The sequence below is a fragment of the Paraburkholderia sp. BL9I2N2 genome, from assembly GCF_004339745.1.
Taxonomy (GTDB): domain Bacteria; phylum Pseudomonadota; class Gammaproteobacteria; order Burkholderiales; family Burkholderiaceae; genus Paraburkholderia.
Genome location: NZ_SMGP01000001.1, coordinates 271,956 through 286,332, shown reverse-complemented (window position 1 = coordinate 286,332; position 14,377 = coordinate 271,956). Strand labels below are relative to the sequence as shown.

Here is a 14,377-nt window from a genome sequence, read left to right as displayed (position 1 = left end):
TCTCCGCCCACGTTCGACGTTCAGGCGCGCGGCTTCAGCAACACCTTGATCGAATCGAGCGAGTTGGCGATCTCGATCGCCTCGTCCCATTCTTCCAGCGAAAAGCCGTGCGTGACAATGCCTTTCGACGTCACCAACCCGCGCACCAGCAGATCAATCGCGATCGGGTAGCAGTACGGTCCAAGATGCGCGCCGCGCACGTCGAGTTCCTTGCGGTCGCCGATCACGGACCAGTCCAGTGTCGTATCCGCGCCGAACACCGAAAACTCGACAAACCGCCCGAGCTTGCGAATCAGGTCCATGCCCTGATTCACGCCGGTCGGCGCGCCGGTGGTTTCAATATACACATCGCAGCCGTAACCGTCCGTGAGCGAGCGAATGATCGCAAGCGCGTCGTCCTGTTTTGGGTTGATCGTCACGTCGGCGCCGTATTCGCGGGCGAGCGCGAGCCGCTCTCCGACCAGATCGATGACCACCAGCTTCTTGGGCGTTTTCAGGTGCGCGACTTGCGTCATCATCAGACCGAGCGGACCGGCGCCCGCGATCGCCACTACGTCGTCGAGCTGCACGTCGCCACGGTTGACCGTATGGATCGCGCAGGCAAGCGGTTCGATGATCGCGGCATCTTCCAGCGAAATGCCGTCGGGAATCTTGTGAACAATCGCCGTCGGCGGAATGCGCATGTATTCGGCCATGCCGCCATCGGCGACTTCGCGCTGGAAGCCGAAGATGTTGTGCACTTCGCACATCCAGTACTGGCCGGATTTGCAATAGCGGCATTTGCCGCACGGCACGATCTGTTCGGCGATCACGCGGTCGCCCATCTTCACGCCGAAGTGATCGGCCGCCCCTTCGCCGATTTCCTCGACGAATCCGAAGAACTCGTGGCCCGGAATCACCGGCGCTTTGACCCAGGGGCTCGGGCCGCCCCAGAACATCTTCGCGCCCGAGTGGCATTTGCAGTCGCTCGCGCAAATGCCGCACGCGGCAATGCGGATCACCAGTTCGTGGGCGCCCGCGCGAGGCTTCGACACCTGTTCGACGCGATAGTCTTTCGGTGCATGACAGACGATGGCTGTCATGTTCTGCTTGTCGGATTGAGTCGTCATTGCATGGTCCTGCCAAAAAATTGAAGTCAGTGGAGAGTTACTTTCTGCGGTCGCCGGAACACGGCGACGCGGTCGCACATGCCGACGATCTCCGGCAGTTCGGACGAGTTCCGTGCGCCCCGAGCCGACCAGTCCCACGAAGCCGAGAATCACGCCTTCACGCAGCGTGTAGCTCAACATCGGGCTCTCCTTGAGCAACTGTAGCTTGTCGACTTCGAGCACGATCTTCGCATCCGCGCGCAGCGGTGACTTCGGCGGAAAGCTGTTTTCGATGCGGCATCCCACCATCATCTCCACGAGATGCCCTACGTCGGATTGCGATACCTCGGTCATGCCGACGTACTGGCCATCACGCAGCACGGTAATGCGGTCACACACTTCGAAAATCTCTTCGAGGTGGTGCGAGATGAAAATCATCGCGACGAACTGCTGCTGCGCCACCGAGAGTTCGCGAATCGGCACCGACAAATCGATCGTCACGTGTTGAAACACGGGTGAAATAAAACGCTTCGGCTGGCAGCGTGGGCTGGGACTACGTCGGTGGATAAGCGGCGGCGGCGCTGCGCGGCAGACCCGGCGCGAGCACGATGGCCGGCGCGTCGTCGATCCCCACGCCGCGCGCCGCGGCTTCTTCGGAGGCGTCGCGGCTTGCGTCGTTCAGTTGCTGATAGTGGCGGAATTTCGAAGGCGCCATGCCCTTCACCGCGAGGAACTGCCGGTTGAAATTCGACAGGTTGTTGAAGCCCGCCTTGAAACAGATATCGGTGACGCTCAGATCGTCGTCGGTGAGCAGTTGGCACGCCAGGTTGATACGCATGCGGTTCACGTACTGCACGAACGGCAGCCCCGTGTGGCGGCGGAAATACCGCGAGAACGCGCTGACGCTCTGGCCCGCGAGTTGCGCCAGATCCGATTCGCGCAACTCGTTCGCGAGGTTTTTGCCGATATACGACAGCACGTGATTGATGCGCGTCGACGCGAAGCTGGTCGGGTCGGCTTGATAAGCGGGACTCGCGAGCGTCTCGCGATCCTCCGCGTTCATCAGGATTTCGAGCATCGACATGAACAGCACCAGCCGGCGCAGTCCGCGCGCCGCCAGCAATTCGAGGAACAGCGGCTGGATCGCCGCGCTCGTTTGCGCGCCGAACGAGATGCCTCGACGCGAATCGGCGAGCAGCGCTTCGACCTGACGCCACTCAGGAAAACTGTCGATGCAGCTCGATACGAACTCCTGTCCAAACTGCACGACCAGATTGCGCTGCGCGATCGTCTCGCCTTCCCGCACGTCGCTCACCCAGTTGTGCGGCAGGTTCGGCCCCATCAACACGAGGTTGCCAGGCGTGTAGCTGCTGATGTGATCGCCGACGAACATCTTGCCGGTCGTCGCCACGATCAGGTGAATTTCGTATTCCGGATGAAAGTGCCAGCGCACCGTGCGGTACGGATAGCCGTGCGACCATACTTTGAACGATTCGTCACGGCGTACGGCCACGAGTTCGAGATCGGGTTGCACTGTCTGCCTCCATGAAGCGGCCGTTTGGAGCGCCGCTGGTCTTCGTCTTGTATAGCGAAAAGTAGCCTTCCGGCGCGCTATTCACCACTAAAAATGAAACCGCGGACCGATACTTTTTTGCATTCGGGTTAGTCCTGGCGCGTTGAATGTCAAATTTGGTGCAATGCAATACGCTTGGCAACGCGCCTCCATCACGCTAAGACGCACCGTGAGCCACGCTGAAAAGCCCCGCCACGCCGCGCTGCGCCACGAAAACCGTTCGCGGTCGCCTTGACTTTCGTTTCGCCGGGTACGATCATTCGCTCACATACAGAGCAAATGCTCCAACTCTAGAAGAAACGCACGCTACCAGCCGTGCGAGCAAGGACATTCAGGAGACGCACATGAACAGCGGGCAAGACAGCGGCGCGGCCGCACACGTGATCCTGCACATCGGCGCGGGATCGTTTCATCGCGCCCATCAGGCGTGGTATCTCCACCGATTGAACGAGGCCAAGGTGCCGGGCGAGCCGCATTGGTCGCTAACGGTCGGCAATATCCGTAGCGACATGAATGCGGTGCTCGAAGCTCTCGCCGCGCAAAACGGCGTCTATACGCTCGAGACCGTCACGCCTCAAGGTGAACGCGCCTACGAGACGATTCGTTCGATCGAGCGCGTCGTACCGTGGACCGAGAGCCTCGACGCGCTGATCGAAGCCGGCGCCGATCCGGCCTGCAAGATCATCGCGTTCACCGTCACCGAAGGCGGCTATTACCTCGACGAGCAGGACGAACTCGACACCGCCAACCCCGACCTCGCGGCCGACCTCAAAGGCGGCCACACCACCATTTATGGCGCGCTGGCTGCGATTCTCGACGCGCGCATGAAAGGCGACGCGGGCCCGGTCACGCTGCAGACCTGCGACAACCTGCGCCGCAACGGTGAACGCTTCCATGCGGGCATGAGCGAGTTTCTCGAACGGCGCGGCGCTGCGGACCTCGCGCAATGGTTCGACGACAACACCGCCTGTCCGAGCTCGATGGTCGACCGCATCACGCCGCGTCCCACGCCGGACGTGCGTGAGCGCGTCAAGGCCGCCACCGGCGTCGACGACGCCGCTCCGGTGATGGGCGAAGCGTTCATCCAATGGGTGATCGAAGACAGCTTCATTGCGGGACGTCCGGCATGGGAAAACGTCGGCGCGGAACTGGTCGACTCGGTGATGCCGTATGAAGAAGCCAAGATCCGCATCCTCAACGCGACGCATAGTTGCATCGCGTGGGCGGGTACGCTGGTCGGACTGAACTACATTCACGAAGGCACGCTCGACGCCGACATCAACAAATTCGCCTACGAATACGTGACCGAAGACGTGATTCCGTGCCTCACGCCGAGTCCGCTCGATCTCGAACGCTATCGCGACGTGGTGCTCGAGCGCTTCAGCAATCCGTATATCCAGGACACGAACCAGCGCGTCGCGGCGGACGGCTTTTCGAAGCTGCCCGGCTTTATCGCGCCGACGATGTCGGAGTGTTTCGAGCGCGGCGTCACGCCCGCGGCGACGGCGATGCTGCCTGCCCTCTTCTTCCGCTTTCTCGAGCGCTGGAATACCGGCGAACTGCCCTACGCGTATCAGGACGGTGTGATGGATGAGCGCGCCGCGCGCGCTTTCTTCGAGGCGCCCGATCCGTTGAAAGCGTTCGCCGCCGACCGGCTGCTGTGGGGCAGCATGGCCCAAACGCCGGAACTCGAATCGGCGCTGGAAGGCGCACTGGCGCGCGTCGATGTATGGCTCGCCAAGCGCGGCGCGGTTTGAGCGCCGCTGACTTCACGATTAAGAAGGGCCGCGCACCGCGCGGCATCGAAACGCGTCGGTGCCAGGCTTAATGCGCATGGCACCGCGCGCCATGTGCGGCTAAAGTAGCGCATCTCCAACGACGAAGGTTCCGCGCCCATGTATCTCGGCATCGACCTCGGCACGTCCGAAGTAAAAGTTCTGCTGCTCGCATCCGACGGACGCGTGATCGGCACCGCAGGCTCACCGTTTACCGTTTCGCGCCCGCATCAGCGCTGGGCCGAGCAGAATCCCGAAGATTGGTGGGCCGGCACGCGTACCGCGCTCGCCGCATTGCGCGCCAAACATCCCGACGAGTTCGCGCAGATTCGCGGCATCGGCCTGTCGGGTCAGATGCACGGCGCCGTGCTGCTGGATGCGCAGGACCGCGTGCTGCGTCCGGCGATTTTGTGGAACGACATGCGCAGCGACAAGGAATGCGCGGAACTGACCGAGCGCGCGCCGGAGCTGCACAGCGTCGCCGGCAATCTCGCCATGCCCGGTTTCACCGCGCCGAAGCTTCTGTGGGTCGCGCGCCATGAGCCCGAGATTTTTGCGCAGACCGCCTGCGTATTGCTGCCGAAAGATTACTTGCGCCTGCAACTGACCGGCGGCAAGGTGTCCGATCCTTCGGATGCGGCCGGCACGCTGTGGCTCGATGTCGCCAAACGCGACTGGTCGGACTCGCTGCTCGCGGCCTGCAACATGTCGCGCGCGCAGATGCCGAGCCTGTGCGAAGGCAGCGAGCCGTCCGGCACGCTGCTGCCCGAAGTAGCGCGCGAATTCGGCCTGAGCGACGGCGTGATCGTCGCGGCCGGTGGCGGCGATAACGCCACCAGCGCAATCGGCATCGGCGCGACGCAACCCGGCGACGGCTTCGTCTCGCTCGGCACGTCGGGCGTGCTGTGCGTGGTCGGCGACAGCTTCCGGCCGAATCCGGCTTCGGCCGTGCACGCGTTCTGTCACGCGATTCCGGATCGCTGGCACCAGATGAGCGTGGTGCTCTCGGCTGCAAGCTGTCTGCGCTGGGTCTGCAAGCTCACCTCCACCGACGAGCCGACCCTGCTCGCCGAAATCGAGGCGCTGCCCGCGGACGCGTTGAACACGGCGCCGCTCTTCCTGCCCTATCTGTCCGGCGAACGTACGCCGCACAACGACCCGTACGCGCAAGGCGTGTTCTTCGGCATGACTCACGCAACCGATCGCGCGTTGCTCGGCTATGCGGTGCTCGAAGGCGTCACGCTCGCGCTAACCGACGGCCTCGATGCGCTGCGCGCGGCCGGCACCGAAGCGAAGGCGCTGTCCCTGCTCGGGGGCGGCGCCCGCAGCGACTACTGGGCCCAGTTGCTCGCCGACGCACTCGACACCGCCACCCGCAAGCACGGCGGCGGCGAAACCGGCGCGGCGCTCGGCGCGGCACGCCTCGGCTGGCTGGCCGCGGGCGGCGATCCGGCCACGGTGCTGACCAAGCCGCCCATCGCCAAGGAGTTCACGCCGAACCCGCGCCGCCATGCCGAACTGCGCGCGCGGCTCGAAGCGTATCGCGCGCTCTACCGCCACGTACGGCCGTTGTTCGACCCCGCGCGGCAACCGCTTGCCTGACCGGCAATCCGCAGCCTGTTTCAGCGCCGGGTTGAGTTAAGGCGCCGGGACCGGCTGCTATCATCGGCGCACTTCAAGCGAACCGTCACCGTGCCCAAGTCCACAGAAAAATTAGATCTTGCTACCCGCGCCGCGTGGCTTTACTACGTCGCCGGCAACACCCAGAACGAGATCGCCGAGAAGCTCCAGGTGTCGCGCCCGGTCGCGCAACGGCTGGTCGCCTTCGCGGTGGAAAAGAATCTGATTCGCGTGCGCGTCGATCACAAACTGGCGGACTGCCTCGCGCTCGCCGATCAACTGTCGAAGCGCTATGGCCTAAGCATGTGCGAAGTGGTGCCGATCGACAGCGATACGTCCGAAGAAGTCGACCGTAAGCTGGCGGTGGCCGGCGCGCAGGTGATGGAGCGCTATCTCAGCGAGGAAAAACCCATGGTGGTCGCGGTGAGCAGCGGCCGGACGCTGAAGGCCGCAGTCGATCAGATCGCGCAACTGGACCGTCCGCAGCACCGGCTGGTATCGATGGTCGGAGCGATCGCCCAGGACGGCTCCTCGAACCGCTATGACGTCGCGCTGCACATTTCGGAGAAGACGGGTGGCAAGCATTTTCTGCTGCCCGCGCCGCTGCTCGCCGATAGCGAAGCGGAACGCGCGCAGTGGTGCAATCACCGGCTTTACCGGATCGTCGAATCGCTGTCGGCGCAGGCCGACGTGGCGTTCGTCGGCATCGGTAATATCGGGCCGAAATGTCCGCTGCACGAAGACGGCTTCATTACGTCGGCGGAAGTGAAAGAGTTGATGCAGAACGGCGCGGTGGCTGAAATGCTCGGCCTGCCGATCGATGCAGCCGGCGCGCACGTCGAATCGCCGACCGGCCGGCGCGTGACGAGCATCGCGCTCGACTCGCCGCCGCGGCGCCCGACCATCGGTTTCGCCGGCGGCCAACGCAAGCATGAGGCGCTGATCGCGGTGCTCAAAGGCGGCTGGCTGTCGGGACTCGTGACTGACGAATCGTGCGCAAGGGCCGCGCTCGAGGCGTGAGCCGGCGGCCTTGCCGCGCTACATCGCCGTCAAGCCTTCGGTGATGATGATCCGATATTCCCCGCCCTGCAGACGCGTCTCGCTGACGGCCTGATACTCCGGACTGCGATACCAGGTGAGCGCTTCGTCGTAACTGGCGAATTCGAGGATCAGGATTTCGTCGATCGACGGACCCTCCACCACTTCCTTGCGCCCGTGGCTCGCCAGCATCATGACCGGATGCCGCTCGAAGGTTGCAGGCGCAACCTGTTTGTATTCGTCCAGCTTCGCGGGGTCGAGCGTTTTCTCGCGCGTAATGACGACGTAGGCAGCCATGAGCGTTTCCGGAGCGTGATTGAAAGGAAAGCGGCGCGCCCGCCGCTTTCCCAAATCATCACGCGGCCAGCACTTCGACGATCTTACGCTGGAATGCTTTCCCTGCGCTGTCGAACAAATGGCAATGCTCCGGCGTGGCGCCGAGTTTTTGCGTCTCGCCTTTGGTATGACGTTCGAGCGGCGGAATCCGCGCGATCAGTCCGTCCGGCGCGACGCTCGATTCCGCATACAGATACGCCGCGTCGCCGAGCGATTCGACCGCCATCGTGCGGGCCGTTATGCCGTCGTCGGCCATGCCGACATGCAGATGCTCGGGGCGAATGCCGACCGTCACCTTGTCGCCCTGCTTCACCGCGGCCGGTTCCACCGCGACGCGCTGCGTCTCGCCGGTTTCGTAGCGCACCGTGACGCCGTCGTGCGTGACCGACTGCACCACGCCTTCCATGAAGTTCATCTTCGGCGAACCGATGAATCCTGCGACGAAACGGTTGGCCGGCGCGTGATACAGCATGGTCGGGCTGCCGACCTGTTCCAGATTGCCCGCCGACAGCACCACGATCTTGTCCGCCAGCGTCATCGCCTCGACCTGATCGTGCGTCACGTAGATCATCGTGGTCTTCAGTTCGTCATGCAGGCGCGCGAATTCGAGGCGCATTTTCACCCGCAAGGCGGCGTCGAGATTCGACAGCGGTTCGTCGAACAGGAACACCTTCGGCTTGCGCGTAATCGCGCGGCCGATCGCCACGCGCTGACGCTGGCCGCCGGACAACTGCTTCGGCTTGCGATCGAGCAGATGGTCGATATGCAGGATCTTCGCCGCGTTGCGCACGGCCGAATCGATTTCCGGCTTCTTGGTGCCGGCAAGTTTCAGGCCGAACGCCATGTTGTCGTACAGGGTCATGTGCGGATACAGCGCGTACGACTGGAACACCATCGCGATGCCGCGCTTGGCGGGTGCGACGTCGTTCACACGCATGCCGTCGATGGTCAGATCGCCGCCGCTGATATCTTCGAGGCCGGCGATCATCCGCATCAGCGTCGATTTACCGCAACCGCTCGGGCCCACGAACACGACGAACTCGCCGTCCGCGATATCGAGGTTGATGTCGCGCATCACTTCGTTTTCGTCGTACGCCTTCCTGATGTTGCGCAGAGTTACGCTTGCCATGATGTGTCTCCGTGTAATGCTATGTGTTGCTTGTCCGATGTTTCGGTTGCCTGAACTGTTTGGGACGCCCAGGCTGCTACGTTGATTCGCTTTTCGCTGCCGTGCCTACGGTGCCGCTGCCGTCGCGCTCAGCGTCCATTGCGCGACCAGTTCCGGCAACTGCTGCATGTCGTCGAATACGTGACGCGCGCCGGCTGCATGCAGCCTGTCGATCTGCGCATCGCTCGCATGACCGCCGCCGATGAAGCCGAGCACCGTCATGCCCGCCGCGCTCGCCGCCGTCACGCCGGTGACGCTGTCCTCCACCACGAGGCACGCCGCGGGCGCGAGTCCGAGGCCCTTGGCCGCCGCCAGATAGACGTCGGGCGCGGGCTTCGGATTCGGCACCGCATCGGCGCAGAACAGGCGGTCGCCGAAAAACCTCACGAGGCCCGTGCGCGTCAGCACCGTTTCCACATACGGGCGATAACTGTTGCTCGCGCAGCCCTTGGTGATCGGCACCTGAGCCAGCGCGGCTTCGATGCCTTCGACCGTCGGCGCCTGCATCGCCGCTGCTTCCACCGCGCTGCGGATCGCATCGATATCGTCGACGCTGAGGCTTTTGCCGAGTTGCGCCGCGGTGCCCTGCAGCACTTTCTCGATGCGTAGTCCGAGCAGGGGCAGCACCACCGGTTCGACGTCGGTGTTGGGCCAGCGCGCTTCGAGTTCGAGCACCAGCATGCGCGCCGCCACGGCTTCGCTGTCGATCAACACGCCGTCGCAATCGCAGATCAGTGCGAAATTGCCGGCGAGCGTGCTTCCACTCGTGCCTGCCGTCATTTGACCGCCCCGAAGGTAAGGCCGCGCACCAGTTGCTTCTGCGACAGCCAGCCGACGATCAGGATCGGCGCGACCGCCAGCAGCGAAGCGGCCGACAGCTTGGCCCAGAACAGACCTTCAGGACTCGAATACGAGGCGATGAACACAGTCAGCGGCGCGGCGTTCGAACTCGACAGGTTGATGCTCCAGAACGCTTCGTTCCACGACAGGATCACGAGCAGCAGCGCCGTCGATGCGAGCCCGGGCAGCGACATCGGCATCAGCAGATAGACGATTTCCTGCCAAGTCGCGGCGCCGTCGATCCGCCCGGCCTCGAGAATGTCGCGTGGTATTTCGGCGAAGTACGTGAACGACATCCACACCGCGATCGGCAGATTGATCAGCGTGTAGACGATCACGAGACCCGACACCGAATCCAGCAACCCGCTGTTTTTCCACAGCAGATAGATCGGCACCAGCACACCGACCGACGGCATCATCTTGGTCGACAGCATCCACAGCAGCACTTTTTGCGTGCGACGGGTCGGGAAGAACGCCATCGCATATGCAGCCGGCACCGCGAGAATCAGGCACAGAATCGTCACGCCAGCGGAGATCAGTATCGAATTCCACGCGAACGAAAAGTAATTGCTGCGCGCGAACACCTCGCGGAAGCTATCGAGCGTCGGGATGAAAAACAGCGACGACGCATAGGCTTGCTGCTCCGTCTTGAATGCGGTGATCGTCATCCAGAAGATCGGAAAGAACAGCAGCAAGGCGACGAGCCAGGCGATCACGCCGGGAATGCCGCGGCGAATCGCCGCGAACGGCGACTTCGCCGGCACGGTCATGGCAGTCGAGTTCGACACCGGGGTAGAGGCAACTTGGCTCATTTTTCGTACTCCCCTTTCAGGTTCTTCGCGAGCATCCGCACGAGGAAGAACGACACGATATTGGCCAGCACGACAGCGAGAATGCCGCCCGCCGACGCGAGACCGACGTCGAACTGTTGCAGGCCCAGCGAATAGATCAGGTACGACAGGTTGGTGGTCGCAGTGCCCGGACCGCCGCCCGTGGTCGTATAGATTTCGGCGAAGATCGACAGCAGGAAAATCGTCTCCATCATCACCACCACCGCGATCGCCCGTTTCAGGTGAGGCAGCGTGATGTAGAAGAACATCGAGAACGGACCCGCGCCGTCGATGCGCGCCGCCTCCTTCTGCTCCTGATCGAGCGACTGGATCGCCGTGAACAGAATCAGGAAAGCGAACGGCAGCCACTGCCACGCGACGATCATGATCACGGCTGTCAGCGGATATTCCGCGAACCAGTCGATCGGCGTCATGCCCATGGCGCGCATGCCCTGCGCGATCAGGCCATACACCGGATGCAGAATCATGTTCTTCCAGATCAGCGCGCTCACGGTCGGCATCACGAAGAACGGCGCGATGGCGAGCAGCCGCGCGACACCCTGGCCGTAGAACTTGCGGTCGAACAGAATCGCCATCAGCACGCCACCGACCACCGTGATCACGAGGACCGAGATGATCAGTTCGAGCGTGTGACCGATCGAAGGGCCGAACGACGGATCGCTGGCCAGGTATTTATAGTTGTCGAAACCCGCGAAGCCTTTCAGATCCGGGTTCAACAGGTTGTAGCGCGAGAACGAAAACCAGATCGTCATCGCGAGCGGAATCGCCATCCACAGCACCAGGACCGCGACCGACGGCGAGACTAGCCAGCGGGCGGAATTGGCCTTGCGGATTTCACGTTCTTTTTCTGTCTGGGGATGGGCATGCATGATAGGTAGGCGCAGAGGACGCATGATTGACCACCTGTTCGGTAATGCGCGGACCGCCGCCCGAAACCGCATGAACGCCGCGGCGACACTTTGCGATGTCGCGGCGCATGCGCGGCGGGGACGGCCCGCTGTGCTGCGTGGGCCGGCTGACGGGCGTCAGCCGGCGCGTGCCACATGACTACCGTGGCTTACTTCTGGTAGCCGGCCTGCTTCACCGCGCGATCCGCGGTGGCGTTGCCGGCTGCCAGCGCCTGATCGATCGTCATCTGACCGGCAATCGCGCCGGAGATGCTCTGACCGACCACGGTACCGAACGACTGGAACTCAGGAATCCCGACGAACTGCACACCGGTGTACGGCACCGGCTTGAGCGTCGGATGCTCCGGATCCGCCGTTTCGATCGCCTTCAGCACGAAGTCGCCGAACGGAGCTGCCTGCTTGTACTCCGGTCGCGCGTATGTGGACCTGCGCGTTCCCGGCGGCACCGAGGCCCAGCCTTCGTCCTTCGCGACCAGTTCGATGTATTGCTTCGACGTGGCCCACGTGATGAACTTCTTCGCCGCGTCAGGCTGCTTCGATGACTTCGGAATCGCCAGCGCCCAGGCCCACAGCCAATGCGAACCCTTCGGCGTGACCGCGATCGGCGCCGCGGCGAAACCGACCTTGTCCGCGATCTGCGATTGCTGCTTGTTGTAGAGCATGCCGGCGGCAACCGTGGCGTCGATCCACATGCCGCACTTGCCCGAGGACATCAGCGTGAGGTTCTCGTTGAAGCCGTTCGAACTCGCTCCCGGAGGGCCGTCCTTCTTCAGCAGATCAACGTAGAAAGTCATCGCCTTCTTCCATTCCGGCGAGGTGAGCTGCGCGTTCCACTTCTCGTCGAACCAGCGGCCGCCGAAGGTGTTCACCACCGTCGTGCCGTAGGCCATGTTCTCGCCCCAGCCCGCCTTGCCGCGCAGACAGATGCCGTAAATGCCGTTGGCCTTGTCGGTGAGCTTGTCGGCGAATTGCGCGATCTGTTCGTAGGTCGGCTGATCGGGCATCTTCAGACCCTTGGCCGCGAACAGATCCTTGCGGTAATACGTCATCGAGCTTTCTACATAGAACGGCAGCGCGTACAACTGGCCGCCGCTCGAGAGGCCGTCGCGGGCCGTCTTCACGACGTCGTTCAGATCGTAGTCGGCGGGCAGATTGGTGAGCGGCGTAAGCCAGCCGCGCTTACCCCATTGCGGCGTTTCGTACGCGCCGATCGTCATCACGTCGAACTGGCCGCTGCCGGTCGTGATGTCGGTGGTGGCGCGCTGACGCAGCACGTTTTCTTCGAGAATCACCCAGTTAAGCTTGATGTCCGGATTCGCCTTTTCGAATTCGGGCGAGAGCTTCTTCAGCTCGATCATGTCTGGATTGTTCAGCGTGGCGATCGTCACCGTGGCCGCCGACGCGTTCAATGCAAAGCATGCGACAGCGCCGGCACTGACCGCCTTTAGCGTGGATTTGAGAGCTGGCTTCATGTGTTGTCTCCTTTCTCGTACGTTATGTAGTGCAGCGTTTGTTCTACGAAAATGACGATGAACGACGCGGACTCAGCTCATCCAGTTGCCGCCGTCGACGTTCAGGGTTTGCGCGGTGATGTAGTCGGCGTCGGCCGACGCGAGAAACAGGGCGGCGCCGGTCAGATCGTCCGGCACGCCCATGCGGCCGAGCGGCACCGCTTCACCGACGAGGCGTTTCTTCTCGCCGAGCTGCCGGTTCTCATAGCGGGCGAAGAGCGCGTCGACTTCGTTCCACATCGGCGTATCGACGACACCCGGCGCGATGCCGTTCACATTGATCTTGTGCGGCGCGAGTGCCAATGCCGCGGATTGCGTGTAGCTCAGCACGGCCGCCTTGGTCGCGCAGTAGTGCGACACGAGCGCCTCACCGCGCCGTCCGGCTTGCGACGACATATTGATGATCTTGCCGCCGCGGCCTTGCTCGACCATCTTTTGCGCAACGGCCTGCATCAGAAAGAACATGCCCTTCACGTTGACCGCGAAGAGACGGTCGAACACGTCCCAGGATTCGTCGAGGATCGGGCGCATGTCGAAGAGCGCCGCGTTGTTGAAGAGAATGTCGATTTGCCCGAAGCGCTCCAGCGTGCTCGCCACGATGCGCTGGATATCGTCGCGGCGCGTGACGTCGGCGCTCACGGTCAGCACGCGCTCGCCGTAAGCGGCGCGCAATGTGTCGCCGAAATTGTCCGCCGGCTTCACATCGACCAGCACGCAGCGCGCGCCTTCGTCCAGATACCGGCGGGCTACGGCTTCACCGATTCCGCTTGCCGCGCCCGTCAGAATGGCCACCTTGTCTTGCAATCGTGCCGCCACTGCTCGTCTCCGGTTCGTTTCGCATCTTGAGGCGCGGTGAGCGAACGCTCATTGCGCGAACAATTGCTCTGTTGGTGATCGAATGATCGGATACGCACAGGGCCATGTCAAGGCGCCCGAGCAGATTTCGATGGTGCAGCGCGGCAGGACATGCGCCCCACTCATCTGCCTAGAAGAACACTAATACGAGAAATCGAAGACAGCCAAAGTGCTTTCTGCTCGCCTTGCTGACAAAAATTCGAGATACGTTATATCATTGCGACCTCGCTTCGCTTCGAAGCCGCTTGAACGCTATTTCGTTTGATTGCTGTTTCGTCAGGAGCATCCGCCGATGGCCACATCGATTGCAGAACACCACGCCGTGCGGCTCGCGCATGCCGAAGCGCATGCCGCGTTGCACGGGCTTGCGCTCACGCCGCTGCGTCGTCAGGTGTATGCGGCGATCGTCGCCAGCGAGCGGCCAATCGGCGCTTACGAACTGCTTGACGCGCTCGAGCCGGCACGCGGTCGCGTGCCGCCCACGACCGTTTATCGCGCGCTGGATTTTTTGCTCGCGCATGGCTTCGTGCATCGGATCGAATCGAAGAACGCGTTCGTAGCCTGCTGCGAAGTCGGCGTGCCGCATCGCAGCCAGTTTCTAATGTGCGACGGCTGCGGCGCGACCGTCGAGATTCCCGGCGACGACCTCGCCGAACAGTTGTCGCATAGCGCGCCGGCGCACGGCTTCGAAGTGCATCGGCAGGTGGTCGAACTGAGCGGTCTGTGCGCGCTGTGTGCCCGCGCGGCGCGGCCCGCGGGTGCTTGCGCCGGCACAAAACCGGCGTAGCACCGGCGCGCCCTTCCTAACGTCTGT

The 14,377-nt window shown here is 62.9% G+C and carries 13 protein-coding genes and 1 pseudogene; 4 read left to right on the top strand and 10 right to left on the bottom strand.

All coding sequences use genetic code 11. The annotated features are described in order from the left end of the window. Positions 1 to 20: 20 nt before the first annotated feature. From B0G74_RS01310 to B0G74_RS01300, 3 genes and pseudogenes are all read right to left on the bottom strand, one after another. Entirely contained in the window at positions 21 to 1,109 is a 1,089-nt protein-coding gene (locus B0G74_RS01310) for an alcohol dehydrogenase catalytic domain-containing protein (RefSeq protein WP_132376814.1), read from the bottom strand. A 108-nt stretch (positions 1,110 to 1,217) separates the two neighbouring features. Further along, positions 1,218 to 1,589, bottom strand: a pseudogene (locus B0G74_RS01305) (sugar ABC transporter ATP-binding protein); the annotation flags it as partial. A 52-nt stretch (positions 1,590 to 1,641) separates the two neighbouring features. Continuing rightward, positions 1,642 to 2,622 carry an AraC family transcriptional regulator gene (locus B0G74_RS01300; protein WP_132373320.1) on the bottom strand — a complete coding sequence of 327 codons (981 nt, stop codon included), beginning with the start codon at positions 2,620 to 2,622 and terminating at the stop codon, positions 1,642 to 1,644. 383 nt (positions 2,623 to 3,005) lie between these two features. Here B0G74_RS01300 and dalD point away from each other — a divergent pair, with 383 nt between their 5' ends. The 3 genes from dalD (at position 3,006) to B0G74_RS01285 (ending at position 7,076) form a co-directional block, all read left to right on the top strand. Next, positions 3,006 to 4,418, top strand: coding sequence for a D-arabinitol 4-dehydrogenase (gene dalD / locus B0G74_RS01295; RefSeq protein WP_132373318.1), 1,413 nt, complete (start codon positions 3,006 to 3,008; stop codon positions 4,416 to 4,418). Positions 4,419 to 4,556: 138 nt separating this feature from the next. Next, positions 4,557 to 6,038: a xylulokinase gene (gene xylB / locus B0G74_RS01290; protein ID WP_132373316.1), complete on the top strand. Its 1,482-nt coding sequence runs from the start codon at positions 4,557 to 4,559 to the stop codon at positions 6,036 to 6,038. Positions 6,039 to 6,128: 90 nt separating this feature from the next. Further along, the gene (locus B0G74_RS01285) at positions 6,129 to 7,076 is read left to right on the top strand and encodes a sugar-binding transcriptional regulator (RefSeq protein WP_132373314.1); all 948 of its coding nucleotides are present in this window, start codon (positions 6,129 to 6,131) and stop codon (positions 7,074 to 7,076) included. An 18-nt stretch (positions 7,077 to 7,094) separates the two neighbouring features. Here the strand turns inward: B0G74_RS01285 and B0G74_RS01280 are convergent, their stop codons facing one another. The 7 genes from B0G74_RS01280 to B0G74_RS01250 form a co-directional block, all read right to left on the bottom strand. Next, the gene (locus B0G74_RS01280; protein WP_132373312.1) at positions 7,095 to 7,391 is read right to left on the bottom strand and encodes a DUF1330 domain-containing protein; all 297 of its coding nucleotides are present in this window, start codon (positions 7,389 to 7,391) and stop codon (positions 7,095 to 7,097) included. A gap of 58 nt (positions 7,392 to 7,449) precedes the next feature. Then, complete coding sequence (gene ugpC / locus B0G74_RS01275) at positions 7,450 to 8,559, bottom strand: sn-glycerol-3-phosphate ABC transporter ATP-binding protein UgpC (RefSeq protein WP_132373310.1); 1,110 nt, start codon at positions 8,557 to 8,559, stop codon at positions 7,450 to 7,452. Positions 8,560 to 8,664: 105 nt separating this feature from the next. Then, on the bottom strand, positions 8,665 to 9,378 hold the full coding sequence (locus B0G74_RS01270; RefSeq protein ID WP_132373308.1) for an HAD family phosphatase: 714 nt from the start codon (positions 9,376 to 9,378) through the stop codon (positions 8,665 to 8,667). Further along, positions 9,375 to 10,208: a carbohydrate ABC transporter permease gene (locus B0G74_RS01265; protein WP_085966707.1), complete on the bottom strand. Its 834-nt coding sequence runs from the start codon at positions 10,206 to 10,208 to the stop codon at positions 9,375 to 9,377. Before B0G74_RS01265 ends, B0G74_RS01270 begins: the two co-directional genes overlap by 4 nt. Positions 10,209 to 10,246: 38 nt before the next feature. After that, positions 10,247 to 11,182 carry a sugar ABC transporter permease gene (locus B0G74_RS01260; protein WP_132373304.1) on the bottom strand — a complete coding sequence of 312 codons (936 nt, stop codon included), beginning with the start codon at positions 11,180 to 11,182 and terminating at the stop codon, positions 10,247 to 10,249. A 164-nt stretch (positions 11,183 to 11,346) separates the two neighbouring features. Beyond that, entirely contained in the window at positions 11,347 to 12,669 is a 1,323-nt protein-coding gene (locus B0G74_RS01255) for a sugar ABC transporter substrate-binding protein (protein WP_132373302.1), read from the bottom strand. A 72-nt stretch (positions 12,670 to 12,741) separates the two neighbouring features. Further along, positions 12,742 to 13,524 (bottom strand): L-iditol 2-dehydrogenase, encoded by a 783-nt coding sequence (locus tag B0G74_RS01250; RefSeq protein WP_132373300.1) that lies wholly within the window; start codon positions 13,522 to 13,524, stop codon positions 12,742 to 12,744. 331 nt (positions 13,525 to 13,855) lie between these two features. On the opposite strand from B0G74_RS01250, the gene B0G74_RS01245 reads away from it, so the two are divergent. After that, positions 13,856 to 14,350, top strand: a complete 495-nt coding sequence (locus B0G74_RS01245; RefSeq protein ID WP_132373298.1) for a Fur family transcriptional regulator — start codon at positions 13,856 to 13,858, stop codon at positions 14,348 to 14,350. Positions 14,351 to 14,377: the final 27 nt, after the last annotated feature.

Bases quoted from the DNA above. Each gene is read 5' to 3' on its own strand.
- B0G74_RS01270 (WP_132373308.1), bottom strand. From the start codon at position 9,378: ATGACGGCAGGCACGAGTGGAAGCACGCTCGCCGGCAATTTCGCACTG.
- xylB (WP_132373316.1), top strand. From the start codon at position 4,557: ATGTATCTCGGCATCGACCTCGGCACGTCCGAAGTAAAAGTTCTGCTG.
- B0G74_RS01310 (WP_132376814.1), bottom strand. From the start codon at position 1,109: ATGACGACTCAATCCGACAAGCAGAACATGACAGCCATCGTCTGTCAT.
- dalD (WP_132373318.1), top strand. From the start codon at position 3,006: ATGAACAGCGGGCAAGACAGCGGCGCGGCCGCACACGTGATCCTGCAC.
- B0G74_RS01255 (WP_132373302.1), bottom strand. From the start codon at position 12,669: ATGAAGCCAGCTCTCAAATCCACGCTAAAGGCGGTCAGTGCCGGCGCT.
- B0G74_RS01265 (WP_085966707.1), bottom strand. From the start codon at position 10,208: ATGACCGTGCCGGCGAAGTCGCCGTTCGCGGCGATTCGCCGCGGCATT.
- ugpC (WP_132373310.1), bottom strand. From the start codon at position 8,559: ATGGCAAGCGTAACTCTGCGCAACATCAGGAAGGCGTACGACGAAAAC.
- B0G74_RS01280 (WP_132373312.1), bottom strand. From the start codon at position 7,391: ATGGCTGCCTACGTCGTCATTACGCGCGAGAAAACGCTCGACCCCGCG.
- B0G74_RS01260 (WP_132373304.1), bottom strand. From the start codon at position 11,182: ATGCGTCCTCTGCGCCTACCTATCATGCATGCCCATCCCCAGACAGAA.
- B0G74_RS01245 (WP_132373298.1), top strand. From the start codon at position 13,856: ATGGCCACATCGATTGCAGAACACCACGCCGTGCGGCTCGCGCATGCC.